The organism is Rhodococcus sp. PSi06 (assembly GCF_054960675.1).
Map to the genome: position 1 here is coordinate 165,700 of NZ_JBHNYO010000014.1, position 25,798 is coordinate 191,497.

The 25,798-nt window shown below is 63.8% G+C and carries 25 protein-coding genes and 2 riboswitches; of the genes, 6 read left to right on the forward strand and 19 right to left on the reverse strand.

Annotated elements, in window-relative coordinates; translation table 11 throughout:
* Positions 1-6: 6 nt before the first annotated feature.
* The 8 genes from ACFI9K_RS18915 to ACFI9K_RS18950 are packed head-to-tail and all read right to left on the reverse strand — an operon-like array spanning position 7 to position 9,357.
* Positions 7-1,131, reverse strand: coding sequence for an LLM class flavin-dependent oxidoreductase (locus tag ACFI9K_RS18915; RefSeq protein WP_462664921.1), 1,125 nt, complete (start codon positions 1,129-1,131; stop codon positions 7-9).
* Positions 1,128-1,868 carry a DUF1684 domain-containing protein gene (locus ACFI9K_RS18920; protein WP_462664922.1) on the reverse strand — a complete coding sequence of 247 codons (741 nt, stop codon included), beginning with the start codon at positions 1,866-1,868 and terminating at the stop codon, positions 1,128-1,130. The genes ACFI9K_RS18915 and ACFI9K_RS18920 overlap by 4 nt, the downstream gene beginning before the upstream one ends.
* The gene (locus ACFI9K_RS18925) at positions 1,865-3,220 is read right to left on the reverse strand and encodes an NtaA/DmoA family FMN-dependent monooxygenase (RefSeq protein ID WP_462664923.1); all 1,356 of its coding nucleotides are present in this window, start codon (positions 3,218-3,220) and stop codon (positions 1,865-1,867) included. The genes ACFI9K_RS18920 and ACFI9K_RS18925 overlap by 4 nt, the downstream gene beginning before the upstream one ends.
* The gene (locus ACFI9K_RS18930; protein ID WP_462664924.1) at positions 3,217-4,293 is read right to left on the reverse strand and encodes an LLM class flavin-dependent oxidoreductase; all 1,077 of its coding nucleotides are present in this window, start codon (positions 4,291-4,293) and stop codon (positions 3,217-3,219) included. Before ACFI9K_RS18930 ends, ACFI9K_RS18925 begins: the two co-directional genes overlap by 4 nt.
* Positions 4,286-5,884, reverse strand: a complete 1,599-nt coding sequence (locus tag ACFI9K_RS18935) for a dipeptide ABC transporter ATP-binding protein (RefSeq protein ID WP_462664925.1) — start codon at positions 5,882-5,884, stop codon at positions 4,286-4,288. The genes ACFI9K_RS18930 and ACFI9K_RS18935 overlap by 8 nt, the downstream gene beginning before the upstream one ends.
* On the reverse strand, positions 5,881-6,774 hold the full coding sequence (locus tag ACFI9K_RS18940; protein ID WP_462664926.1) for an ABC transporter permease: 894 nt from the start codon (positions 6,772-6,774) through the stop codon (positions 5,881-5,883). Before ACFI9K_RS18940 ends, ACFI9K_RS18935 begins: the two co-directional genes overlap by 4 nt.
* Positions 6,767-7,747: an ABC transporter permease gene (locus ACFI9K_RS18945; protein WP_462664927.1), complete on the reverse strand. Its 981-nt coding sequence runs from the start codon at positions 7,745-7,747 to the stop codon at positions 6,767-6,769. The genes ACFI9K_RS18940 and ACFI9K_RS18945 overlap by 8 nt, the downstream gene beginning before the upstream one ends.
* Positions 7,744-9,357: an ABC transporter substrate-binding protein gene (locus tag ACFI9K_RS18950; protein WP_462664928.1), complete on the reverse strand. Its 1,614-nt coding sequence runs from the start codon at positions 9,355-9,357 to the stop codon at positions 7,744-7,746. Before ACFI9K_RS18950 ends, ACFI9K_RS18945 begins: the two co-directional genes overlap by 4 nt.
* 217 nt (positions 9,358-9,574) lie before the next feature.
* Positions 9,575-9,669: riboswitch (SAM riboswitch) on the reverse strand.
* Positions 9,670-9,937: 268 nt separating this feature from the next.
* Between ACFI9K_RS18950 and ACFI9K_RS18955 the strand changes: the two genes are divergently transcribed.
* On the forward strand, positions 9,938-10,561 hold the full coding sequence (locus ACFI9K_RS18955) for a phosphotransferase (RefSeq protein ID WP_462664929.1): 624 nt from the start codon (positions 9,938-9,940) through the stop codon (positions 10,559-10,561).
* An 85-nt stretch (positions 10,562-10,646) separates the two neighbouring features.
* Here ACFI9K_RS18955 and ACFI9K_RS18960 read toward each other — a convergent pair whose 3' ends face one another.
* Entirely contained in the window at positions 10,647-11,045 is a 399-nt protein-coding gene (locus ACFI9K_RS18960) for a hypothetical protein (protein WP_462664930.1), read from the reverse strand.
* A 463-nt stretch (positions 11,046-11,508) separates the two neighbouring features.
* Between ACFI9K_RS18960 and ACFI9K_RS18965 the strand changes: the two genes are divergently transcribed.
* Positions 11,509-13,320, forward strand: coding sequence for an HNH endonuclease signature motif containing protein (locus ACFI9K_RS18965; protein WP_462664931.1), 1,812 nt, complete (start codon positions 11,509-11,511; stop codon positions 13,318-13,320).
* A 147-nt stretch (positions 13,321-13,467) separates the two neighbouring features.
* A complete protein-coding gene (locus ACFI9K_RS18970) occupies positions 13,468-13,806 on the forward strand; it encodes a TfoX/Sxy family protein (RefSeq protein ID WP_462664932.1) in 339 nt (112 codons plus the stop codon).
* Positions 13,807-13,900: 94 nt separating this feature from the next.
* Here ACFI9K_RS18970 and ACFI9K_RS18975 read toward each other — a convergent pair whose 3' ends face one another.
* The 6 genes from ACFI9K_RS18975 to ACFI9K_RS19000 all read right to left on the reverse strand — a co-directional run bounded on the left by ACFI9K_RS18975 (position 13,901) and on the right by ACFI9K_RS19000 (position 19,913).
* Positions 13,901-14,425, reverse strand: coding sequence for a GNAT family N-acetyltransferase (locus tag ACFI9K_RS18975; RefSeq protein WP_462664933.1), 525 nt, complete (start codon positions 14,423-14,425; stop codon positions 13,901-13,903).
* 18 nt (positions 14,426-14,443) lie between these two features.
* Positions 14,444-15,472 carry an FAD-dependent oxidoreductase gene (locus ACFI9K_RS18980; protein WP_462664934.1) on the reverse strand — a complete coding sequence of 343 codons (1,029 nt, stop codon included), beginning with the start codon at positions 15,470-15,472 and terminating at the stop codon, positions 14,444-14,446.
* Between the two features lie 7 nt (positions 15,473-15,479).
* Positions 15,480-16,454, reverse strand: coding sequence for a transporter substrate-binding domain-containing protein (locus tag ACFI9K_RS18985; RefSeq protein ID WP_462664935.1), 975 nt, complete (start codon positions 16,452-16,454; stop codon positions 15,480-15,482).
* A 38-nt stretch (positions 16,455-16,492) separates the two neighbouring features.
* Positions 16,493-17,290: an amino acid ABC transporter ATP-binding protein gene (locus ACFI9K_RS18990; protein WP_462664936.1), complete on the reverse strand. Its 798-nt coding sequence runs from the start codon at positions 17,288-17,290 to the stop codon at positions 16,493-16,495.
* A complete protein-coding gene (locus tag ACFI9K_RS18995; RefSeq protein ID WP_462664937.1) occupies positions 17,287-18,216 on the reverse strand; it encodes an amino acid ABC transporter permease in 930 nt (309 codons plus the stop codon). Before ACFI9K_RS18995 ends, ACFI9K_RS18990 begins: the two co-directional genes overlap by 4 nt.
* 144 nt (positions 18,217-18,360) lie before the next feature.
* A riboswitch (SAM riboswitch) is annotated at positions 18,361-18,454 on the reverse strand.
* A 103-nt stretch (positions 18,455-18,557) separates the two neighbouring features.
* On the reverse strand, positions 18,558-19,913 hold the full coding sequence (locus tag ACFI9K_RS19000) for an LLM class flavin-dependent oxidoreductase (RefSeq protein WP_462664938.1): 1,356 nt from the start codon (positions 19,911-19,913) through the stop codon (positions 18,558-18,560).
* A 155-nt stretch (positions 19,914-20,068) separates the two neighbouring features.
* Here ACFI9K_RS19000 and ACFI9K_RS19005 point away from each other — a divergent pair, with 155 nt between their 5' ends.
* The 3 genes from ACFI9K_RS19005 to ACFI9K_RS19015 all read left to right on the forward strand — a co-directional run bounded on the left by ACFI9K_RS19005 (position 20,069) and on the right by ACFI9K_RS19015 (position 22,363).
* Positions 20,069-20,410 (forward strand): WhiB family transcriptional regulator, encoded by a 342-nt coding sequence (locus tag ACFI9K_RS19005; protein ID WP_462664939.1) that lies wholly within the window; start codon positions 20,069-20,071, stop codon positions 20,408-20,410.
* Between the two features lie 121 nt (positions 20,411-20,531).
* Entirely contained in the window at positions 20,532-21,290 is a 759-nt protein-coding gene (locus ACFI9K_RS19010; RefSeq protein WP_222094138.1) for an HAD-IIA family hydrolase, read from the forward strand.
* The gene (locus ACFI9K_RS19015; protein WP_462664940.1) at positions 21,290-22,363 is read left to right on the forward strand and encodes an isochorismate synthase; all 1,074 of its coding nucleotides are present in this window, start codon (positions 21,290-21,292) and stop codon (positions 22,361-22,363) included. Before ACFI9K_RS19010 ends, ACFI9K_RS19015 begins: the two co-directional genes overlap by 1 nt.
* 4 nt (positions 22,364-22,367) lie before the next feature.
* On the opposite strand, the gene ACFI9K_RS19020 is transcribed toward ACFI9K_RS19015, so the two are convergent.
* The 4 genes from ACFI9K_RS19020 to ACFI9K_RS19035 are packed head-to-tail and all read right to left on the reverse strand — an operon-like array spanning position 22,368 to position 25,469.
* Positions 22,368-23,603, reverse strand: coding sequence for an O-succinylhomoserine sulfhydrylase (locus ACFI9K_RS19020; protein WP_462664949.1), 1,236 nt, complete (start codon positions 23,601-23,603; stop codon positions 22,368-22,370).
* Positions 23,588-24,001 (reverse strand): rhodanese-like domain-containing protein, encoded by a 414-nt coding sequence (locus ACFI9K_RS19025; RefSeq protein ID WP_462664941.1) that lies wholly within the window; start codon positions 23,999-24,001, stop codon positions 23,588-23,590. Before ACFI9K_RS19025 ends, ACFI9K_RS19020 begins: the two co-directional genes overlap by 16 nt.
* 45 nt (positions 24,002-24,046) lie before the next feature.
* Complete coding sequence (locus ACFI9K_RS19030; RefSeq protein WP_462664942.1) at positions 24,047-24,574, reverse strand: Rv0361 family membrane protein; 528 nt, start codon at positions 24,572-24,574, stop codon at positions 24,047-24,049.
* Between the two features lie 34 nt (positions 24,575-24,608).
* Positions 24,609-25,469, reverse strand: a complete 861-nt coding sequence (locus ACFI9K_RS19035) for a TauD/TfdA dioxygenase family protein (protein WP_462664943.1) — start codon at positions 25,467-25,469, stop codon at positions 24,609-24,611.
* Positions 25,470-25,798: the final 329 nt, after the last annotated feature.

Here is a 25,798-nt window from a genome sequence, read left to right on the forward strand (position 1 = left end):
TTCCGGTCAGACCCGCAATCGCGGCAGACCCCATTCTTTACCCAGCAGTTCGTACGAGTGCAGCCGGTCCTCATGGTCGTGCGTCGCCGAGGTGATCACCAATTCGTCGGCGCCGGTTGCATGCTGCAGCTCGCCGAGTTTGTCGGCGACCGTCGCGGCAGACCCGACGATCTGCGTGTCCACACGATCGACGATGAGCTGATATTCCTCGTCGGTCAGAGGTGTCACACTTTTCGGATCCGGATACTCGATCGCCCCCAGGCCGCTCCGGATGCTGTGCACCCAGTGCGGAAACGATGCGGCCAACTCGTGCGCTCGAGAATCCGACTGTGCAACAACCACATCGGCCGACACCGCCACGTACGGCGAGGACAACCGAGCCGACGGCACGAAAGCACGGCGATACTCGTCGATCGCCTCCAGAGTCGTTCCCGGGCTGAAGTGATAGCTCGCCGCGAACGGTAGACCGCGAGCACCGGCCTCCCGAGCGGTCGGACCGGCGCTGCTGCCGAACAGCCACAGCGCCACGTCGGCCCCGACACCCGGGCGCGCCGTCAGCGGCACCCCGTCGCGCTCGTAGGTACCGGCAAGCAATGCAGCGAGATCGTCGAGTTGCTCGTGGAAATCCGGGGCTTGGGCGTGAGGTTGCTGCAGCACCGCCAGCGTCGCAGCCAGCAGCGGGGTCTTGCGCGGGGCCGCCGCGGCGGGAGCCGCCGGGAACAGCCCTGCCGCCTCCGACGACACCGCGCGCTCGGGCGCAGCGTGCTGAGCACCGGTCAGTGCTGCGGCTTTGCGCTGGCCGGACCTCCCCACACCCAGATCGATGCGACCCGGGTACAGCGCGTCGACTGTCCCGAAGGATTCGACGACAGCAGCGGCTGTCGTGAAGCCGAGCTGCACTGCAGCCGAACCGACACGAATCCTGTTGGTGGCAGCGGCAATCAGACCGATCAGCACTGCAGGTGAGGAACTGGCCGCCGCCACGAAATGGTGCTCGGCAACCCAGTAACGCTCGTAACCCCACTCCTCGGTCTGGCGGGCCAGGTCCAGGGTGTTGCGAAGCGCTTGCTGGACGGTCGATCCCTCGCTGATCGGGGACAGATCGAGAACCGACAACGGAACTCGCGTCATCTCGGGTTCTTCTCCCCGGCCTCGACGGCAACCGTCAGCCGGTTCTCGGTTGGTGCGACGGGGCACGTCGCGTAGTCGGTGAACGCACACGGAAGGTTGGCTGCCCGGTTGAAATCGAGAACGACGGCACCCTCTACCGGTGCGGCGACTGCAAGAACCCGCGCAGCCGGATACGTGGTGACACCACTGGTCGCGTCGGTGAACAGCACCTTCAGATCATCGCCCACACCCCCGAAGGCAATCAACTGCTCGGGGGTGCCCGCCAACTCGAAATCGAGAGTCCCGACGGCCGTGTGGTGGTGTTCGAGTCCTTCGACCACGGCTCCGGTCGTGACGGTGACCGGCGAGTCGTACGGGGTGAACCTCCCGGTGGCGACGAACTTCTCGCTCGGTTCGTAGGCCGGGATACCGTTGTAGGACTGCAGGGTCTGCGCTTTCGGGTCGTGTACTCGCAGCGCAACAGAACCGGTCCGACGGATCACCTCGATTCGCCGATCGCCATCCGCGACCAGGATGCCCGGCGCGCCCTCCACCGGATTCAGCGTGCTCACGCCGTCGAACTCCTCGACGGTCACCGAATCGGCGTCGGCCTTCCAACGGCCGGGAAGATCCGCCACGGACTCGAATTCGTCGGTCAGCCAATACAAGCCGGTCAACGCCACCCAACCCAGTGGATCGCCGTAGGACGCTTCCCGATCGGCATGCCATTGCTTCCAGTCCTGCTCGAAATCGCTCATGATGCTCGCACTCCTTCTTGCTGTTCGTACGGGTGGCGCAGACCGAGGTGGTCACGCAAGGTGTTTCCGGTGTACTCGGTGCGGAAACTGCCGCGGTCCTGAAGTTCCGGAATCACCTTGTCGACGAATTCATCGAGGCCGGCCGGGGTGATATGCGGGACGAGAATGAAGCCGTCGCTCGCATTGTTCTGCACATAGCTGTCGATCTCGTCCGCCACCTGCGCCGGGGTTCCGACGAACTGCTGCCGCGTCGTCATGGCGATGATGAGCTCACGAATGCTCAGGTTGTCCGCTTCGGCGCGCTCGCGGTACTTCTGGGCGATGGTTCGGGGGTCACCGTGGCGCGCACGGCCACGAGTGATGGATACGTCCCCGCTGGGTTCGATGTCGGGCAACGGGCCGTCCGGGTCGTACGCAGACAGGTCCTGTCCCCACACCTGTTCGAGGAACGAGATGGCGGTTCTACCGCTGACCTGTTGGTGCCGGATGTGGTCCGCCTTCTCGGCCGCGTCCTGCGCAGAATCCCCGAGCACGAAGGTCGCCGCGGGCAGCACCTTGAGGTCGTCGTGCTCGCGGCCGTACTTGGCGAGCCGACCCTTGATATCGGAGTAGAACTTCTGACCGTCCTCGAGCGTGCCATGAATGGTGAAGATCGCGTCGGCCTTCGCTGCTCCGAACTCTCGGCCCTCGTCGGAGTCGCCCGCCTGCAGCAGCACCGGATGTCCTTGCGGACTGCGCGGCAACGTGAACCGGCCCTGTACGTCGAACTGAGGACCCGAATGCGAGACCGTGCGAATCTCGGATTCTCGGCCGAAGACACCTCGATCACGGTCGACGACGAACGCGTCGGTCTGCCAAGAGTCCCAGAGCTTTCGCGCGACGTCGATGATCTCGTTGGCACGCACGTAACGGTCGGCACGATCCAAATAGCCGCCCCGCCGGAAGTTCTCGCCGGTGAACGCATCCGAGGACGTCACCATGTTCCATGCCGCCCTGCCGTCGGACAGGTGGTCCAGCGACGAGAATTGCTTGGCGAGCTCGAACGGTTCGTTGAATGTGGTGTTGATCGTCCCGGCCAGTCCCAGCTTCGTCGTCACCGATGCCAGCGCATTCAACACCGTGAGCGTGTCCGGTCGACCGACCACGTCCAGATCGTGAATCTTGTTGCGATGCTCGCGCAGTCGCAGTCCTTCGGCGAGGAAGAAGAAGTCGAACAGCCCGCGCTCGGCCGATTCGGCGAGGTGCACGAAGGAATCGAACTCGATCTGGCTCTTCGATTCCGGATCGGCCCAGACGGTGGTGTTGTTGACGCCGGGGAAATGGGCACCCAGATGTATCTGCTTCTTCGTCACAGGCTCTTCCCTTCGAGTGCATAGCGATTGTCGGGACGCGTCAGGCCGAGGCGCTCGCGCAGAGTCGATCCGCTGCGGGTATCGGTTGCCGGGAGCGCTGCCAGTCCCGACGGCAACGCGAGGGGTACCAACGTCACCCCGTCCAGTCCGGCGGCTTCGATGGAACCGAGCAGGAGATGCAGGCCCGCGAGATCGCCGATATGCGATACGGACTCAGCTTCTCTCACGTGCCCCGCCCAGTTGTCGAGCTGAGCGAGTTCCTCGGCGGCAGAGTCTGATACCAAGCTCTCCACGTCCAACAAGACGAACACCTCGGCCGGGTCACGACCGTCGGCGACGACGGACCGCCGGATGCGGGCGGCGGCAGTCGCCGCGTCCTCGACCGTGTCGGCGGCGATGCGGACGATGTCGGCGCGCGCAGCGGCCACCGCGACGGACTCCTCGCAGTCGGCGCGGATCACGACGAGGGGCTGACCTTGCGGAGATCTCGGAGTGATCGACGGACCCTTGACTGAGAAGTTCTCCCCCTCGAAGTCGATGTAGTGCAGCTTGTCTCGGTCTATGAATCGGCCCGACTCGACGTCCCGGATCTCCGCGTCGTCTTCCCAGCTGTCCCACAGCCTGGTGACAACCTCGATTGCCTCGTCCGCCTCACGCCACAGGCTGCCGTTGTCCTGCTCCGCTTTACGTCCGAAGAGCGCTGCCTGTTCGGCCCCCGGACTCACCTCGACCTGCCACCCGGCCCGGCCGTGAGAGGCGAAATCCAGGCTCGCAATCTGCTTCGAGATGTGGAAGGGCTCGGTATGGGTGACGGTGATCGTGGGCACCAGCCCGACCTTCTCGGTGAGGGCTGCCGCACGTGCTGCGATGGCTGCGGCCTCGAGCGTCCGACGGTCGAACGAATCGCCCAGGAACACCAGATCGATGCCCGCTCGGTCTGCAGCCTGGAGCTGGTCTATCCAGAACCCCGCTGTGAAAACCTCTTCGGCGCGCGAATCCGGGCGACGCCAGGCCTGCGGATGGGCACCGGTGCCTCTCGGCTCGACAGTGGTCAGAAACAGTTTGTCAGACACTGGTGCTCGCTTTCTCGTGCGCGCGTCCGGGAATGGCCCCGAGTAGCTCGCGGGTGTAATCCTGCTGTGGATTGTCGAACAGTGCTGCGGTATCGCCGTATTCCACGATGACGCCGGATTGCATGACGGCCACGGTGTCGCTGATCTGACGGACGACGGCCAGATCGTGGGAGATGAAGAGGTAGCTCAGGCCCAGTTCGGACTGCAAGTCGTGGAGCAGGGTCAGGATCTGTGCCTGTACCGATACGTCGAGTGCCGAGACCGGCTCGTCGAGCACCACCAGCTCGGGTGCCAGCGCCAATGCTCGGGCGATGGCGACGCGCTGGCGTTGCCCACCCGACAGCTCGGCGGGCCGGCGAGCCAGGTAGTCACTGGTGAGTGCCACCTGGTCCAGCAGCGTCCGCGCACGCTCGGAACGCTCACGCGAGGAACCGACCTTGAACGCGTCCAACGGTTCTCGTACGATCTCGCCGACGCGCAGCTTCGGGTTCAGTGACGCGTACGGGTTCTGATAGACGATCTGAACACGTCGCCGCAGTTCACGCCTGGCCTTGCCACGCAGACCTGTGATGTCCACGCCGTCGAACGTGACCGAACCCGACGACGCGGTCTCGAGACCGATCGCGATGCGCGCCAACGTGGACTTACCGGACCCGGACTCGCCGACGAGCGAGACCGTCCGCCCGCGTTCGATGGTCAGCGTGGCTCCCTTGACCGCGTCGAGGTGAACGCCGCGGCCGATGGTGAACCGCTTCGAGACGTCGCTGACCGTCAGGATCGGCTCGGCCACCGTGGTACGTGCGGGTCGGATGGACGTGTTCAACGACGGTGCCGCAGCCAGCAGCTGCCGGGTGTACGCATGCGTCGGGTTCGCCAGTATCTCTGCGGTAGGGCCGGTTTCGACAATCCGGCCTGCGCTCATGACGATGAGTCGATCCGCTCTGTCCGCGGCCACGCCCAAGTCGTGAGTGATCAGCAGAACTGCAGCACCGGTCTCGGCGATTCTGGCGTCGAGATGGTCGAGAATGCGTCGCTGCACGGTGACGTCGAGGGCGCTGGTCGGCTCGTCGGCGATCACCAGTTCCGGTCGGCATGCCAGCGCGATTCCGATCAACACGCGCTGACGCTGCCCACCGGACAGGTCTTGCGGATATTGCCGCGCGCGCACTTCGGGGTTGTCCAGACCGGCTTCGGTGAGGATGCGAATGGCCTCGACCTTCGCGGAGCGGCGACCTGCGAGGCCGTGCACCCGCAGCACCTCGGCAACTTGATCACCGACGCGAACCACCGGGTTCAGCGAGGTCGTCGGATCTTGCGGTACGAGCCCGATGTGTCGGCCACGCAACCGATTCAACGTCTTGTCCGAGGCGGTGTCGAGTCGCTGGCCGTCGAACGTCACCGACCCGCCCACGATGCGCCCGGATCCCGAGAGCAAACCGATGAGGGCATGCGTAGTCGTCGATTTCCCGGAGCCCGATTCACCGACCACGGCCACTACTTCGCCGCGGTCGACGGTGAAATCGATGCCGGAGACGGCTGTGGTCTCGCCGTAGTTCACGTGCAGGTTCTGCACTTCGAGGATGGGACTCATTGCGATCGCCTCTCGAGTGCATGACCGAGACGGTGTGCAGACAGTACGACGGCCACGATCACCAACCCCGGCAGTGTGGTCATCCACCACGCGGTGGCCAGGAAGTTGCGTCCCTCCGATATCAGCGATCCCCATTCCGGGGTGGGCGGAGCAGCGCCGAAACCGAGGAAGCTCAGCGCGGATACCGCAAGAACTGCCATACCGAACTCGACTGCCGCAAGCGCGATCACCGGGCCGTAGGAGTTGCGGAGGATGTGCCTACGGAACACGTCGAACCACCGCACACCCGAGGCGTAGGCCGCTTCGACGTACAGTGATCTGCGCACCCGCAGCACCTCCGAGCGCATCACTCTGGCGAAATTCGCGATCAATGTGACACCGACGGCGATAGCGACATTGACGGTGCCGAAGCCCAGAGCTGTGACCAATGCCAACGAGAGCAACAGCGTCGGAATCGACAGCAGCACATCGACGATGCGCATCAGCACCGCGTCGACTATTCCGCCGACGGCACCGGACACCAGACCGATGATCGAGCCGACCACCAGCGCGATACCGACTGCCAACAGCGTTGCTGTCAGCGACAGACCGGAACCGTGCACCACTCGGGTGAAGACGTCGCGGCCGATGTTGTCGGTGCCGAACCAGTGCGACGCGCTCGGTGCCTGCAGCTTGTCCGCCGGTGTACCCACTAAAGGATCGCCACTCGCGAAGACGGATGGAAACAGCGCGAAGCCCAGTGCCAGCAGCAGCACGATCACGGATGCACCGAGCCAGAGATGTTTCAGTACATTCCGCGGACTCCGGCGCCGTGTGGCGGCCGGTGCGTCCTCGGCTGTTGCGGGAGTGTCCGAATGGACCGCCGGTTCACGAATCAGTATGTCAGACATGAGCTTTCTCCGGTTCTGCACTGGCCTGCATCGGCCGGTATTCGCGCACGATGCGTGGATCGATCAGCGGATAGAGCAGGTCGACCGCGAGATTGACCAGGACGAAGACCAGCGAGGTCAGAACGACAATGCCCTGCACCACCGGAATGTCCTGCGCCAGCACCGACGTCTGAGTCAGCCGCCCCACTCCGGAGCGCGAGAACACTGTCTCGACGACGACCGATCCGGCGAGCAGCGTCCCCACCAACACACCCGCGATCGTGAAAGCAGGGATGGACGACAGCCGTAGGACGTGCCGAGTCTGCACCCGTAGCCGCGAGGCACCCTTGGCGCGAGCGACATCGACGAACGGTTGTTTCCATGTGGTGGCCATACTGGTGGCGAGCACCTGAGCGATGACGGCACCGGTCGGCAGTGCCAGTGTCACAGCAGGCAGCACCAACGATGCCGCGCCGGCGTCACCGAACGCCGGGAACCAGCGCAGTCGGAACGAGAACAGTTGCAGCAGCAGTAGTCCTACCCAGAAGGTCGGCACAGCCACTCCCAGCGGGGGAAGCGCGAACAGCAAATTCTTCAGCCATGGGATCTGGGTGTACGTGGCTGCGTACGCCACCGCGGATCCGAATACGACGGCCAGCACCAGGGCCGTCCCCGCCAGGCCGAGTGTGCTGGGCACCGCGTCGAGGATGGCCGTAGTCACCGGCTGACCGGTGGCGATGGACAATCCGAAATCACCCTGCACGGCACCGACCAGCGAGTGCCAGTACTGCACCAGCACCGGCTGATCGAGACCGTAACGAGCCTGCAGCTCAGCGATGGCTGCAGCGTCGGCCGGGGTACCCGAGCCGGCCGAATCCACGGCAAGACTGACCGGGTCCGACGGCAGCAGGAACAGCACGATGAACGAGATGGTGAACGCCGCCCACAGCACGGCCGCTGCTTGCAGTACCCGCTGTCCGATGTAGCGGGTCATGCGCTCAGCCAGGTATCGAAGAACTGCAGCCGCGCCGAGGCCTCGAAATTCAGATCCTGCACTTTCGACGCCGCGCCGACCGCCTGCGAAAGCTCGATTGTGGGAATCCACAAGCCGTTGTCCAGCACCTGCTGCTGCGCCGTAGCGAGAATTCCGTTGCGCGCCGGCACGTCCGTGGCCCCGAGCTGATCGGTCAACGATGCATCCAGATCAGGGATCGGGCCGCGCGCGTTCAGGTTTCGTCCGTCCACCGCAAACGAGGTACGCAGAATGTCGCCGTCGGCGCGGGTGCTGTTGTAGTACGTCGCGTCGTAGTCCTTCGTGCCCTGCCGTGCCGTCGCCTCCGAATTGGAGACCAGCTCGAGCTGTAGGTCGACGCCCACCGCACGCAACTGCTGCTGGGTCAGCTCCAGAATTGCCTGATTGCCGGCGAACACGGCCGAGTACATGACCTTGAAACTCAGCTTCTCGCCATCCTTTTCGCGGATCCCATCTGCACCGGGAGTCCACCCCGCATCGTCGAGCAGCGATGTCGACTTCTCGGGGTCGTAGGTGACATCGGCGAGTTCGACGAAGCCCGGAGTGGCGCTGGCCAACGTGCTTGTCGCCGTCCGGAAGTCCGGTCCCAGGACGGTGTCGACGAGTTCCTGACGGTTGATCGCCGGTACCAGGGCTGTGCGGACGGCGGGGTCCCGAAGCGCACCGCGGGTGACGTTGGGCTGAATGCCGAACGGAACGCCCGGGTTGGGGGCCGTCAGGATCCGGCCACCGGTCGCCTCGATCTGCGGCGCATCCTGCGGTAGTGCGTCGCTGACGGCGTCGAGCTGATCGGAGGAGAGGCTGCCGGTACGTACACCCGACTCCGGCACGATGGTGAACTCGACACGGTCCAGGTAGGCCTCGCCTGTGTGACCGAACGCCGCAGAGCCCCAGGCATATCCGGATCGCTTGGCCAGCGTGACGGAGCGATCCTGCTGATAGTCCGCGTAGGTGAACGGTCCCGATCCGATGTTGGTACCCAAGCACCGTGACTCTGCCGACTGCGCCGACGTCGCGCTGGATTGAATTCCGAGCTGAGGCGTCGAACTCGCCTGCAGGAACTGTGCATTGGGTGCCGCGAAGTCTATGCGGACCGTCAGCGGATCGATGACGGTTGCACCCTGATATCCGGTCAGGTAACTGGCAGCCAGAGGCGCTTTGGCCGCACCGAGAGTGCCGGTGATGGCGTCGAAATTCTCTTTTACGGCGGCGGCGTCGAGCGGCGTGCCGTCACTGAACGTCACACCGTCCTTCAGCTGGAACGTGAAAGACCGTGCCTCGGGACCGACTTCCCAGCTTTCGGCCAACCACGGTTCGATCTCTCCTGTCTCCGGATTCTGGTCGGTGAGAGAGTCGACCACTTGCCGGGTGACATAGATCGTCTGGTTGGTGCCGGACTGGGCCGGGTCGGAGCAGGTGGGAGCGCCGGACAGGCCGTAACGCAGCGTGCCGCCGGACTGCGGGGGTCCGGCATCGGCAGCCGAGGTGGTAGCGCTGCCGGCGCATCCGGCAAGCAGTGTGGCGGTGGCGGCGAGAACTCCGGCCACCAAAAGTGCAGGGCGAGTGGACACGTGGGTGTCTCCGGTATCTTGTCGATCGCACGAGAACTCCCGCGTCCGAGCCACGTGTGCCCAGGAAGGAGTTGGTGCAGATGATGAGGTGGTGTCGAAATGTACGGTGCTGAAATGTCAGCTGAGACAGGTCGAACCGTTCAGACGGCACAGATCGACATGCAGCCGACGGCATCCGTCGACGAAACCTGAGGCGACTCGGGTATTCACGTGCATTCCTCCATCGGTCCCGGCGGTAGCACCCTCACCCGACGAGTCGGGGGGTTGCTGCGACGTCATAGAGCCAGGTCTCTCGGTCGCTCTGGATGGTCCTACGGTTACCGATACTACGAGAGGCTCGGCGCAGTTGCCAACCGGGGTGGAGATCGACGCTGATTTCCGGTGCGCTTCTGCATCGACGTGAGAGTGTAGAAGTATGCGGGACGACGCGGAAATTCCCTTGCACGGGGGCAACAGGACTGCCGTTCACCGGGTAGCCGAGACGGTGCGTCGAACGGCGGGAGACCATTCGCCTGCCGTGCACTGCCTTCTGAAAGAGTTGGAGCACAGGGGTTTTTCCCACGCTCCGCGTTTCTTGGGGATGGATGCTCAGGGTCGGGAAGTACTCACCTACCGGCATGGAATTGCCGGCAACTACCCGATGCCCGCGGCCATTCGTAGTGTCGATGCCCTGGAGAGTGCTGCCCGCATCATACGAAAATTGCACGACTCGACCATCGGTCTGCAGTTGCCGGACGGCCATGCTCGACACCTTCCCGAAGGCGTCGAACCCGAGGTGATCTGTCACTGGGATGCAGCTCCGTACAACTTCGTCTTCGACGGTTCCGTGGCTGTCGCGTTGATCGATTTCGACGAAGCCGGACCGGGACGACGCATCGACGACATGGCCTATTTCGCCTACAGATTCGCGCCGCTTTGCAGTAACGACAACTTTTCCGACGGAGGGTGGGAGCCAGACACCGACCGGTGGGACAGGCTGCGCCGGATTTTCACGACGTATCCCACCCCTCGGGCCGACGAACTCTCTGACATCGTCATCGCCAGACTCGAGGTGATGAGGCGCGCAGTCGAAGACGGACCGAACCACGAGCACGGTGCACTGTATTCGCGAGATCAACTGTTCATCGATCGAAATCGAGACCGCATCGGCGACGCCATTGCGGCTGCTGCCGAAGCCGTCCTGGAATCCGAAAGCTCGCTGTGAGGACTACCCTGCCCGGGCGAAATGCTGGCTTGCCAGCAATTGGCACAGAGTCGAGGCACGCTGCCCGGCAGGGGAATCCGGGATGTCAGACGGCAACAGCAAGTGCGGCGTCGTCATTGTCGATCGATTCTGAATCGTCTTGCTCAGTTGTATTCGACTCACCGCCCCGCATGTACTCGACCCAGTAGCCGACTGCGTCGCCCGCGGAGGCAAACCGGTCCAACACATCCATGCAGAGCCAGGTTGCAACCGAGAAATCCTGCTCTATCCCGTCGAGCCCGATCAGTGCCAACTCCTCGCCCACGGCGATAAGGGCGCGATCGACGTCGGAATTACTACGCTCGAGCCATCGCAGTGCCCGTCGGAGATACTCCCAGTCCTCAGCTGGCACAGACTCGCTGACCGACTGCCTACATAATTCGGCCGTCGCAACGAGCGCCTCTACAACCCGTGTCGATACCGAACCACCCAGTTCGACGAGCATGCCCCGATCACTATCGATCAACTGGGCGATGAACCGCCAGCGATCGGAAGTGGACGCACCCTACGGCCACAGATCACTCGCACCGAATTGAAGTCGGTTGATCAATTCCTTCGGCGTACTCCACGAAACGGCGAAGCCACATGAGTCGTTCATGTCGATCATCCCCACTGGGTCAACACACAACACTGGACACCGGCTCGACAATCGAGTTCGGAGATACTGCTCGTCATCGATACAAAGCAACGCTGCTGTGGTCGTTACGTCCACCTTGTTGAGCATTGAACAACGTCACCAGCATCTGCGCGACTCGTCCCAGCTCGAAATCGACAACGTCACACCGAAGGTCCACGTGTAATTCGCCACATAGCGCCACGTTCCGTTTACCGATGGCCGTTCAGGCTGCCGGTGACTACTGCGAACGTGTGTTCGAATACTTGTCGGTGGGTCGCGATAGATTCCGGTCATGCTTTCGGGGGACGGCGGATCAGGGGTGGACGGCATCGAGACGGTGCCGCCCGCCCCCGACGTGTCCGATCCAGAGCTAGCTGCATTGGTCGATGCGGTCGAGTCTGCGGTCGCCGCGTTGGCCGGCCAGGCATCGGTGGCATGGACCAACGCTGATCGTCGTGCGGTCATCCAGCGGATGGAGTCCGTGTCGCGGTCGCTGCCGGCGCATTCGCACACCTGGCTCAACGAGTTGATCGCTCAGCACGGTCTCGATGTGTATCCGGGGTCGGTGCCGTGCTCGGTGGCGTGGATGTTGCGGATCACCCCACGCGCAGCCGGTGCTCGGGTGCGTCTGGCGGCGGAGTTGGGTGACCGCACTGCGCTGTCCGGTGAACCCTTGCCGCCGTTGCTGCCGCACACCGCGGACGCGGTGCGGGCGGGATTGCTCGATACCAAGCATGTGCAGATGATCCGCGAATTCTTCAAGCATCTGCCGGCCAGTGTGGACCCGCAGACCCGCGATCTCGCCGAGCAGCAGTTGGTGGGGTTCGCCTGCACCAGGCGGCCCGACGATTTCGCGCCTTTGGTGGCGAACCTGGATGCGATCTTGAACCCCGACGGCGACTTCGACGAGGACGAAGACGAGGACGGTAAGCCCAGGCCGCGGAAGCGGCGGGATGCGTTCTTCTACCTCGGTGAGCAGGGCGCCGACGGGATGTCGGAAGGAAACTTCTGCGTCGACTCCGAGCTACGCGCTTACCTCGAAGCGTTGTTCTCGAAAGCGGCGAAGCCGGGAGTGAACAATCCTGCCGACCCGACATCGGTGGTCCACAAGGATGAAAGTGACGACGAGTCCGGCGACAAGGGCGGGAATGAGAGTCGCAGGGACAGCAGTGGCAAAGTGCCGAAGCCCGAACCTATTGCCGACGATGCCGATTCCAGTGATACCGGACTGTGGCATGACAGCAACTGCGACGGTGACGACGACTGCGGTGGGTGTAGCAGCGTCGAGGGCGAGTGCGGCCAGTGCGGTGCCGACTGTGCTTGCGACACAACACCCGACGACCCAGCAGGACTCGACGACGCAACCGGTGATGTTCCCCCGGATCCCGCGTCACCGGATAGCGCAGTGAGGGCTGCTGCCGCCGCCCGCGATACCCGCAGTCAACGCGAACGCCACCACGACGCGCTGAAGATGGCGCTCCGGCACACCCTCGCCTCCGGGACCCTCGGCACCCACCGCGGACTACCCGTCACCGCCATCGTCACCATGACCCTCAACGACCTCGAAGCAGGCTGCGGCTACGCCAAGACCGCCACCGGATCCCGCGTCTCCATCCGCGACGCCATCCGCATGGCCTCCCACGCCCACCACTACCTCACCCTCTTCGACGACAACGGCAGAGCCCTCTACCTCGGCCGATCCAAACGCATCGCCTCCGCCGACCAACGCATCGTCCTCATCGCCCGAGACCGCGGCTGCAGCTTCCCTTCCTGCACCCGCCCCGCCACCTGGTGCCAAACCCACCACCTCGATGACTGGACCGACGGCGGACCCACCGACATCGACTCACTCACCTTCGCCTGCGACATGCACCACGCACTCGTCGGCACCGGCCCCGGACAATGGGCCACCACCAAAACCGCAGCAACACACAGATATCCAGGCCGCACCCTCTGGCACCCACCCACCGCAATGGACCCCCGACGCCGCGGACTCATCAACCACGCACACCACCCCGAGGAAGTCCTCTACCCACCCGACCACCACAACGACACAGGCGACACAGACGACACCGGCGACGAGGAACCACGACAACCCGCATGACGACCAACACCAGCGTCAGGGCACAGCTCTGCCTGCTGCTGCGCAGGCCTACGCCGGAGCAAACGGGATTCAGTGCGAGAACCCAGTTGCCCCCACTATTGATCAGGTATTCGATGAGAGCAACGTTCACCGGAAGGGCGCAAGCACATGGCGTACGACGAACTCCTCGCAGACCGCGTCCGCGACGTTCTCACTGACCAGGAGAGTCTGCGCGAGCAGAAGATGTTCGGCGGTCTTGCCTTCCTGGTGCGAGACAAGATGGTGGCGTGTGTCGGCACCGGGAATCGCGCCCTGCTGGTTCGGGTGGACGGGGCACGCGAACCCGAATATCTCGAGCGCGATGGAGCCCACCACGCTGTGATGGGCAAGGGCCGAACGATGGGTGACGGGTGGATCACCGTCGATGCAGAAGCTCTGTCGAGCGATCCGGGCCTCCAGTTCTGGGTCGGTGCAGCACTCGAGTACAACGCCGGCAGGGCGGGCTGACAGTCGCTGCTCGGCGGTACTGCAACGCCGATACCCAACGCCGATACCGCAACGCAACGCCGATACCGCCGCGTCCGGCATCACCGAACCGGGCTCAGTCGAGGTTCTTCTCGAAAGGATGTGGTCCGATTGCCCGGGACGGCAACGTCCGGTCGTACAGCGGTGTGTAACCCGTCGCCAGGTACAGCGCCACTGCCTCCGGTTGATTCCACCCCGTCGTCAGGTAGATGCGGCGATACCCGCGCCCCCGGGCGCTGCGCTCGAGTTCGGCCACCACGAGTGTGCCCAATCCCCTGCCGCGTTGCTCCTTCGATGTCCAGATACGTTTGAGCTCAGCGGTTTGCGGGTCGTACCTCCGGTATGCACCTCCAGCGACAGGAACCCCGCCGGCCAGCGCTATCACCAACACGCCGTCCGGCGGTGCGAACTCACGAGCGGGATAGGACTTCAATTCCTCGTACTGGACCCCGGGGCTACGCCCGTAACGGGACGAATACTCGATCGCCAATTCCCGCAGCAGAGGCGTCGCCAGGGGATCGTGCTGCTCTACCTCGACGAACTCGACGCATCCTGGCTTGGCATCGCCAGGACGAGTGTTCGTATCGAACGTTGCGCTCATGTGCTTCCTGTGTCTCGATTACCCGTCGACCAGATCGGCTACCAGTGCCCCGACCGCCGGGGCGAACTTGAACCCATGACCCGAGAAACCTGCCGCGACAACGGTGTTGCCCTTCCGGCCGATGGCGAAGTTGGAATCCGGCGTACTGGTGTACAAACACGTCAGCGGATCGGCTGTATCGGCGTACACCCCCGGCAGCCACGTGCGTGCATAGTCGACCAGGCGGTCGACTCCTGCGGGGTCGGCCACGAAGTCGCGGGTGTCCGGGTCCACCACCGGACCGGTGGCGTGCTCGCCGATCTTCACGCCGTCGACCGACGACAGGCCGTACATATCCGTACCCTGAAATTCGGCACCCGGGTGATGAATGAAGCTCGGCCACTCCAGTTCCGGATGAACCGGAGCGAAGTGCGCCGGCTGCTCCTGAGTGGTGACCAGCGGCGGAAGCGTCAGCATCGGTGCCACCTTCGTCGTCCATGCGCCCGCTGCGACGACGACCACGTCGGCTGAGTAGACGCGAGCGTCGGTGACGACCTCGCTGCCGCGTATTTCCCGTACCGGCGTCTCGTATTCCACGATCGCGCCACGTGCGAGGGCGGCTCGCGTCGCGGCGGCAACACTGCGGTCTGCGTGTAGTCGTCCGGCACCGGGGTGGTACAGAACCGTTGTGTCGAACCGTAGACCCGACCAACGTGATTGCGCCGCAGCAGGTTCTAGTACCTCGTACTCCAGCCCCGCTCTTGCCAACGCGTCGATACGAGGCCGTATCACGGACGGGTCGCCGTGATCGACTGCACCGGTCAGCTCCAGAAGCTCGGTCTCGGTCGCGCGCTCCAACTCGCGCCACAGGCCGAAGGCGCGAGCGGCGAGAGTCACGTAGTAATCGTCGACGTACGCGTGTCGGTAGATGCGCGACGTTCCATGCGAGGCACCTCTCGTGTGACCTGCACCGAACTGTTCGAGGACTGTCACATCGTGGCCGCGTGCTGCGAGTTGCCACGCGCTCGATGCTCCGATGACCCCGCCACCGACGATTACCACTCTCATCTTCTGCCTAGCCTTCCTTACGTGGGAGCCCCGGCGGATTGACCACCGACTCCGGCACGGCCTCGGACTGCAGGCCCCACCGATCGATCACCTTCTGGTAACTGCCATCGTCGATGGCATGCTGCAGTGCCTCACGGATGGCCCCGATGAGACCGTTGTCCTTCTTCGTCAGTACCGCGATCTCACCCTGCAACGCATCACCGGCCCCGGAGAAGGTGCCGACGATTTTCGATTCTCCACTGGTCGCGGCGTGGTAGACGGCAGAGGGGTTCGGCCCGAGGTAACCGTCGATGCGCTGGGATCCCAGTGCCAGGTAGTAATCGGAGGTGTTCTGGTAGTAGGCGAGCTCCGCCGGCGCGAGGCCCTCGGCCACATTTGCCTCGTTCCAGTCCACCAACAGCTGTTCCTGGTTGGTACCGGACCCGACGCCGATCTTCTTGCCCGCGATGTCCTGACGCTTCTCCACCGTCCAGTCGGCGTCCTTCTGGGTTTCGAGTGCAAGATTGTCGAGCCGGTAGGTGGCGAAGTCGTACTTGTCCTTGCGCTCCTCGGTGACCGTGACGTTGGAGATGAACACATCGTTCTCGCCGGAATCGATCTTGACGAAGTTCTGGGACCAGTCCGCGACCTGGAGATCGACGTCGAGGCCGAGGATGTCGGCGATCAGGTACGAGAAGTCCACCTCGGACCCCACGATGGTGGTGTCGTCGGTGGCGTAGAACCGCAGCGGCGGTGCTGTACCGCCCGCTCCTGTGACGATCAGGGTTCCTCGGTCTCGAATGGCCTGTGGCACTTTTGCAGCGATCTCGTCGACCTTGTCGACGCGGACGCGGTCGGCCTGCTCGGGCGACAGATCGAAGGTTCCGCCATCCTCGGTGACGACCTGAGATTCGGTAGTGGGTTCGCTGCATGCAGTTGCAGTGAGCGCCAAGACCGCGAATGCGGACGCTACTACTGCGAACCGACGAGATGATCTGGACATGACTGTTCCTCGTTCGTGTGCTGGGGAAGGGAAGCGAGCTAGAGAACGTGAGCGAGGAACGACTTGGTGCGTTCCTCCCTGGGTGCATCGAGAAGCTGAGCAGGAGAGCCTTGTTCGACGATGACGCCGCCGTCCATGAAGACGACCGTGTCCGCTGTCTCACGGGCGAAACCCACCTCATGGGTGACGATCACCAATGTTGCACCCTCACGGGCGAGGCCGCGGATGACTTCCAGCACCTCGCCGACGAGCTCAGGATCGAGCGCCGAGGTGGGCTCGTCGAACAGAATGACTTTGGGGCGCAGAGCAAGTGCGCGCGCGATGGCGACTCGCTGCTGTTGCCCGCCGGACAGTCGACGGGGGTAGTCGTGCGCTTTCGTGCGAAGTCCGACTCGTTCGAGGAGGGCCAGCGCTTCGGGTTCGACGTCGGAGCGTTTGCGCTTCTGGGCAGAGATCGGGGCCTCGATGACGTTCTCGAGAACCGTGAGATGGGGAAACAGGTTGAAATTCTGAAACACGAAACCGATCTGGGATCGCTGCCGCAGAATCTCTCTGCTGCTGAGCTCGTGCAGTTTGTTGCCCTTGCGCCGATATCCCACCAGTTCACCGTCGACCCGAACGGTCCCCCGGTCCACCTTCTCCAGGTGGTTCAGAACCCGCAGCAAGGTGGATTTTCCGGATCCCGATGGTCCGAGTATCGCGGTGACCTCACCGGGACGGACAACGAGGTCCACACCTTCGAGCACGTCGAGACCGCCGTAGGACTTGTGCACGCCGCGTACCTCGACGGCAAACGCCGTGTCCGATCCGGGGGTGGTGGTATCGCGTGTGGTCATCGGGTAGCTCCTCGCGGGGCAAGGGTGATCTCGGCCAACTTCTTTCGCAATTTCTGGACAGGAGTGCGTTCGATGGTGCGCACTGCACCCTTGGCGTAGTGCCGCTCCACGTAGTACTGCACCACCGAAAGAACTGAGGTGAGGATGATGTACCAGACGGTGGCCACCATGAGCAGCGGTACCACCCGGCCGCTTCGGCCGTAGATGACCTGAACCTGGTAGAACAACTCGGCGATGGCCATGACGGAGACGATCGAGGTGCCCTTGAACAGGCTGATCACTTCGTTGGCCGCGTTGGGCAGAATGCCTCGCATGGCCTGCGGAAGAATGATCTTGAAGAACTCTCGCCTCTTCGGAATACCGAGCGCTGCAGCAGCTTCGAGTTGACCTTGGTCGACCGAGATGATGCCGGCACGGACGATCTCGGCCGAGTAGGCCGCTTGGTGCAATGCCAGACCGATGATGGCCGCCGTGGATCCGCTGATGACGTTGTTGACGTCGAACTCGAAGAAGCTGGGGCCGAATGGTATTCCCAAAGACAGAGTCCGGTACAGGTACGCGATGTTGAACCAGAACAGCAGCTGCACGATCAACGGGATCGAGCGGAAAGCCCAGATGTAGAACCAGGAAATGACTTGCAGTACAGGGTTGTCGGACAGACGCGCGACCGCCAAACCGATACCGATAGCGAAGCCGATCAGGGTGCCCCAGAACGTGAGCTGGATGGTGAGCCACAGGGCCGAGAGCACTGATTGTGCAGTGAAGTACTGAGCGAACGTGCCCCAGTCCCACCCGGGATTGGTGGCGAAACCGTGCAGGAACTGGGCGACCACTACGAGCGTGGCGATGCTGATCGCCCAGCGCCACGGGTGCAATGTCCTGGCCACGACGAGTTGCTCGTCGGCAAGTTCGTCCGTCGCGTCCACACTGGGACGAGAATCGAGTTGTGTCACCGGAACCGCCGGGTCGGATGGGCAGCGATCATCGCCGAATAGCCTTTCGTGGTTTTCGTGCTGTGGGTACGCGAATCGGTCAAGCGTGCGTACAGATACAGATGTTCATCGGCCGTGCCTCCATCGGTCCTGGCGGTAGCACCCACACGCCGTAGGGCGGGGTTGCTGCGACGTCATCGAGCCAAGGTCTCTCGGTCGCTCTGGATGGTGACAGGAATGTATAGAACCACAGATCGAAAAGTCAAGTGCGCGTCGGCATTCCAGTTGAAATCACGTTGATTTCAACCCTTGCCACCCGGCCGATCGGCCAGGTGTCAGCCGAAGGCACCCCGGTATCGGGCCGCCGGATGCGACGCGGGCAGAGTGTCGCGTCCGGTGAGTTTGCGTCGCACGGTGCCGTCTTCGTAGTCGCGTTGCGCAAGGCCCCGGCGCTGGAGAACAGGCGTCACCTGCTCGATGAACTCCACGTAACTACCCGGGATCGTCGAATTGATGACATTGATTCCGTCGACTCCGACCGAGCGCCACTGCTCGAGCCGATCTGCAATCGAGTCCGGCGTCCCCACCACACGGCCACTGCGGCTCCGCATTCGAGCCAGATCCCGAACGGTGGGCTCGCGATCGGGAATGGCTTCTCGGAGCCATTGCAACGTACTCAGCGACCCTTGCGCCTCGACCTCACCGATCGGTGTTTCGAGATCGTAGAAACCGAGGTCGATACCGATTCCACCTGCAGCGTGCGCGATGATCATGGACTCGTCGATGTATTCGTCCAGCTCAGCGGCCTTGCGTGCCGCTTCGGCCTCGGTACTCCCGATGACGAACGACAGGCCCTGAAAGAATTCGAGGTCCTCCGCGGCCCGACCGGCCTCGACCACCAGCCGCCGCGTGTCGGCAATCAGCGCCTGAGCGGCTTCGGGTGACGGGGATGCAATGAACTGCGCCTCGGCGTTACGCGCCGCGAAGCGTCGGCCCGTCGGAGACGATCCGGCCTGGAACAACAACGGGGTCCGCTGCGGAGACGGAGCCACGAGATGCGGGCCCTCGACGCGGTAGCGCGCACCGACATGATCGATCTTGTGTACCTTCGAGAAATCGCTGTGCCGTCCGGATGCTTTGTCCTGCAACAGAGCTCCGTCGTCCCACGACCCTTCCCAGAGCTTGTACACGACGTCGACGTATTCGTCGGCCCAGGCATAGCGATCCTCGTGCAGAGCCATCTCGCCGAAGCCGAAGTTGCGCCAAGCGTTGGGCGACATACTCGTCACGATGTTCCAGGCGATGCGGCCGTCCGACGCGTGATCGAGCGTGGACATCTTGCGCGCGAAGTTGAACGGATGCTCCTGCAGAATGGACGACGTCACCGCGATCCCGAGATGCTCTGTCGCATAGACAATCGCCGACGCGATCACGGTGGGATCGTTGCTGGGAATCTGCAAACCGGATTCCACGAATTTCTCCCACGACCCCTGATAGTCGTCGTACAGACCCACGACATCGGCGAAGAACATAAAATCGAACTTGCCCCGCTCGAGTTCTTTCGCCAACGACACCCAGTGCTCCAGCGAGGAGAACTCGGTCTGCTCCGCCTCCGGCTTGCGCCACGCGCCGTGCACGATGTGAGACGTGGTGTTCATGACGAATGCAGAAAACCTGAGCGGACGGGTCATACAGCCACCATGCCACGAACACCGCGGACCGAGCAGAGCCCCTCGAATCAGCCTGATTCCAACCATTGTGTCGCGTCCGCGATGCAGCGAGGGTTCGAACGGCCAGGTGCGGGATGCGTCTCGCGCAGCGTCGACGAAAGGAACGGGTCGCCAGGATGCCGAACAGCTCTGCCACGTCGAAGAACACCGCAATCACCAAGATCGAGCGCGCAATCTCGTCCTCCCCCGCCGAGTCCTGGGACTGGCAGATCGATGCCGTGTGCCGGGGCCGAGACTCGGAGATGTTCTTCTCGCCCTCCGGCGAGGGGCGAACGGCGCGTCGCCGACGCGAGGATCGCGCCAAGCAGGTGTGCGCCGGCTGCGGAGTGCTCGACGCATGCAAGCGGTTCGCGTTGGCGGCCAACGAACCGTTCGGCGTCTGGGGCGGCACCACGGCCCGCGAACGCCAGGTGCTCAGAGCCACCTCTCGACGCGCCGCAGAACTACAGGCGAGCTGAGTAGCAGGAGCGAAGCCGGCGGAACGAGGAGATAGTTCTGCGGTCCAGCCTGCGCGCGACCGGCGTAGTTCACAATGGTGGAGTGACCGATATCGAGAAGCCCCAGCAGTGGACGTACCTGATGGACATGGACGGAGTTCTCGTCCACGAGGACCACCTGATCCCCGGTGCCGACACGTTCCTCGCCGAACTGCAGGCCAACGACATTCCGTTCATCGTGTTGACGAACAATTCGATTCGCACACCCCGCGACCTGCGAGCTCGTCTGGCATTCACCGGCCTGGACATTCCGGAGAAGTCGATCTGGACCTCCGCTCTGGCCACCGCGACATTCCTGGGTAACCAGCGGCCGGGCGGCAGCGCCTACGTCGTCGGCGAGTCGGGTCTGACCACGGCCCTGCACGACATCGGCTACACGCTCACCGACTCGAGCCCGGATTACGTGGTGCTCGGCGAGACCCGCACCTACTCGTTCGAGGCCATCACGACAGCCATTCGTCTCGTCGAGAAGGGCTCGCGCTTCATCGCCACCAACCCCGATGCCACCGGGCCGTCCCGCGAGGGCTCGTTGCCCGCCACCGGATCGGTGGCCGCACTGATCACCAAGGCCACCGGCAAGGAGCCGTACTACGTCGGCAAGCCCAATGCGCTGATGATGCGGTCGGCGCTGCGGGCGATCGGCGGCCACTCCGAGAACACACTGATGATCGGTGATCGCATGGACACCGATGTCCTCTCCGGACTCGAAGCCGGGCTGCAGACCATACTGGTGCTCACCGGAATCTCGACGGTCCAATCCGTCGAGCAGTATCCGTACCGCCCCACCAAGGTCCTCGACTCCGTCGCAGACCTGGTGGGTCGCACTCAGAACCCGTTCTGATGGCCGTCGAGTTCGTACTCTCCCGGCAGGATCACCACGTCGTCGGACTGGGCGTACGCCACGCATTCCCCGATATCGCCGACGCGGTGGCCGCGGTACGCAAGGGCCGAAACATCGTCGGTGCGTTACCTTTCGACATGTCCGACGCCACCGCGCTGATCGAACCGGAAGAGTTCTATCGACTGGACGGGCCATGGCTGACGACGGACACCCTGCCGCCGCTACCGGGGGTGACCGTCGCGCGTCAGGTTCCCGACCCCGACGTCCATGTGCAGCGGGTGCGCGATGTCGTCGAGCAACTGAAAGCTGGTGTGGCCGAGAAGATCGTTCTTGCTCGTGCCATCGAAGTGAGCGCGGATGCGCCGATCGAGCCGGCCTCGGTGTTGAGCGCGCTGGTCTCTCGTGATCCGATGGGTAACGGCTTTCTGGCGGACCTGTCTCCCGCAGGTAGAACCGGCGTGCAGATCGTCGGCGCGAGCCCGGAACTGTTGGTCCGTAAGCGCGGCAACATCGTCACCTGCCATCCGTTCGCGGGAACCGCGGCGCGTTCCACCGATCCGGACGAAGAGGCACGCATCTCCGCGGCGTTGGCGGCCAGCGCCAAGGATCAGGCCGAGCACCGATTCGTGGTCGACGAGATCCGTGCTGCGTTGGAGCCGTTCTGCGAGACGCTCGATGTGCCCGAGTCACCCCAACTGAGCAGCACGCCACAGCTGTGGCACCTGTCGACGCCCATCGTCGGCACGTTGGCCGATCCCACGACCTCGGCGCTCGACCTCGCGCTGGCACTGCATCCCACCGCTGCCGTCGCCGGCGTTCCTCGTGCCGCGGCCATGGCTGCGATCGCGGACGTCGAGGGCTCCCGCGGGTTCTACGCCGGAGCCGTTGGGTGGACCGACGGCAGCGGCGACGGCGAGTGGGTGGTCACGATCCGCTGCATCGAACTCGCCGCAGACGGACTCACCGGAACGGCCACGGCCGGCGGCGGCATCGTCGCGGATTCCGACCCGGACGCCGAACTGGACGAGACCACGGCCAAGTTCCGCACCGTTCTCAGCGTTTTCGAACGCTGAGCTACTACTTCAACGCCTGGTCCAGGTCTCCGATCAGGTCTTCGGTGTCCTCGAGACCGATGGAGATACGCACGACGCCGTCGGTGATGCCCACTGCGGCACGACCTTCCGGCCCCATCGCGCGGTGCGTGGTGGTGGCCGGATGGGTGATGAGCGATTTCGAGTCTCCCAGATTGTTGGAGATATCGACGATGCGCAACGCGTCGAGCACCTCGAAAGCGCGCTTCTTGCCTTCGCCCTCCGGTGCGTCGAGCTCGAATGTCACGACGGTACCGCCGCCCGACATCTGGGATTTCGCCAGCTCGTACTGCGGATGTGATTGCAGGAACGGGTATTTGACCCACCGCACCGCAGAGTGCCCTTCGAGAAACTCGGCGATCTGCATCGCAGAGTTCACCGAATGTCGTACGCGCACCGGCATCGTTTCGAGACCCTTGAGCAACGTCCACGCGTTGAACGGGCTCAGCGCCGGCCCGGTGTGCCGCATCAACGTCTGCACCGGTCCGTCGATGTACTCCTTCGATCCCAGGATCGCGCCGCCGAGCACCCGGCCCTGACCGTCGATGTGTTTGGTGCCGGAATACACCACCACGTCGGCACCGAGTTCGAGACTGCGCTGCAGCAGCGGCGTCGCGAACACGTTGTCCAACACCACCGTTGCGCCCGCGGCGTGCGCCATCTCGGACACCCGACGCACATCGACGAGCGACTGCATCGGATTGGACGGGGTTTCGAAGAACACCGCGGTCGTGGGCACCGACAGTGCCTGCTCCCACTGCTCGAGGTCCTCGCCGTCGACGAAGACGGTCTCGACACCCCAGCGCGGCAGGATCTCGTTGCACACCACGAAGCAGGAGCCGAAAAGGCTACGCGCAGCAACCAATCGGTCACCGGCCTTCAGCAACGCACCGAGCGCGGTGAACACTGCGGACATTCCGCTGGACGTGCCGAAACATGCCTCGGCACCCTCGATCAGACGCAACCGCTCCTCGAACATCTTGACCGTCGGATTGCCGTAACGGGAATAGACGAAATGATCGATGTCACCGGTGAACGCCTGCTCGGCGGCACCGGCACTCTCGTACACGAAACCCGAAGAGAGATACAGCGCTTCAGCGTTCTCGTCGAAGCCGGATCGCATCAGGCCGCCGCGTACTCCCAGCGTTCCCTGACCCACACCGTCGGGTAACGGCTTCTCGAAACCACCGCCTTTGGGAAGGTTGGTCACGACTGCCGCCAGGGCAACCCGACCGCACGCCAACCCGTGGCTCCGCGGTGGCCTTCGGCATCGGTGGCACCTTCGAAACCGTCGAGCACGTTGTAGGACGGGCCGATTCCCGCTGCGGTGGCGGCCTCGGCGGCACCGATGGATCGCTGACCGGAGCGGCACAGGAACACCACCGGACGATCGCCGTCCACGCCTGCGGCTTTCAGATCACCGACGAAGTCCGTGTTGCGGGCGCCGTCGGGGTAGCTCACCCACTCGATCAGGTGCGTCGGGCGATCGATGCCCGAGGTGTCGGGCACGCCGACGTACTGCCACTCGGCACGAGTACGGACGTCGACGAGAACGGCATCGGGGTTGCTCTGCAACAACTCCCATGCCGCCTGCGGGGTTATGTCACCTGCGTAGGTCACTGGATCAGCCTTCCGTCACTTGCCGTTACGTCACACATACCGAGATCAGACATTGCACACCAACCATGTGTCGTCGACGCGAATGAGCTTCCACTGGTCGTCGGTCTGCACGCCGGATTTCTCTTCCTTCAGCGGTACCGTCACCACACCGCGGTCGCCGTTGACCTCGTACCCCGTGGGCACCCCGTCGATGGACGTCTCACCGTTGCGCTCGACCTCGCCGGCCCGGTCGGTGCGGTACTGCGCGTCGTCACCGGGAATCAAGCGCCCAACCTGATCGGCGCAGGTGTGCGCACGCAACAGGTCTGCGTCGCCGGAGTTCTGCGCTTCGACGAAGCCGTCGACGGCGTCGGTGAGCAGTTGCGCCTGCGTCACGTTGTTCTCCGCGGGCGCGAACTTGGATGCCGCGAAGATGCCGACGAGCAGTACCGCGACAATGCCCACGGCGATGATGAACGGCCAGGCGTTGGGCGGACGCTGCTCACCGGAGTCGGCAGCCGCCTGGGATGCGTTGTTACGCGCTTCCTCACGACTGTCGACCCACTGCTGCCTACGTTCACTCCACGACGCCATGCGCCCAATCTTCCTCGATCCGACGGGCCCGGAACTACCGGGGTCCGACGGGAATGTCGCCGCGCAACGTGATGCGGTGCATCTTGCGGTGCTCGGTGCCGTAATCGCGATTGGCGTAATGCGAGGTGCTGCGGTTGTCCCACAACACCAGATCTCCCAGCCGCCAACGGTGGCGCACGATGTGCTCGGGCTTGGTGAGGTGCGCATAGAGCAGGTCCAGGATTCCGCGGCTCTCGGCCTCCGACACCCCCACGATGTGGGAGGTGAAACCCGGATTGACGAACAGCCCCTTGCGGCCGGTTTCCGGATGCACCCGCACGACGGGATGTTCGACGGGGACCAGTGCGGTGACTTCCTTGCCGTCCCACACGTTGCCCTTGCCGCCGCGCTTCTGCGCGAGGTAGTAGCCGAACTCGCGATTGCCGTCGTGAATTGCGCTGAGCCCGTCGATCATTCGTCGAACCGGCGCGGACAACGACTCGTAGGCGAGTTGACTGTCGGCCCAGTTGGTGTCGCCGCCGTGCGGAGGTAGCACGACCGGACGCAGGATCGAGCCCATCGGGGGTCGTTCCATGAACGTGACGTCGGTGTGCCAGACGTCGGCGAAACCGTTGTCCTGGCTGTCGAGGGCGTACACCTCGGGGGCGACGTGCCCACTGTCGTGCACGGGGTGGCCGGCGGTGAGGTCACCGAGCCTGCGGCCGAACTCGATGTGGGCTGCGTCGTCGATCGACTGGCCGCGTAGCACCAGAACCTTGTGCTCGACGAGGGCCGTCCGGATGGCTTTTATCTCGGCGTCGGACGCGGTCGCGACGTCGAGTCCGATGACCTCGGCCCCGAAGCTGGGGCCGAACTTGTCGAGAGTGAGCGAAACGGTCTGTTCCAGAGTTGTCATGTGTCCTCGAATCTGTGCACGGCGAGAGGGCTGGATCAGGCAGCGCTGCCGTCGAAAGAGGGTCCTTCTCCCGGTAGATCTCGTCCGGGGAAAGGGATTGCGTCGGGTCAGGTCACCGACAACACATGTTGGTGCAGGTACGACAGAAGTCGACGGTGAACCGTCGGACCAGGTATGTCGTCTGCACGGGTCAATTCCTACCGGAACCCGGGGAATACGGCAAGTTGCCCAGTGCCCCAGCTCAGGTTGTCCTTAATTTATGCTGGGGTGTCCGCACTTCCCTCGAAGAAGGTAGCTCGCTGCACATGACTGATCAGACTCGTCCACTC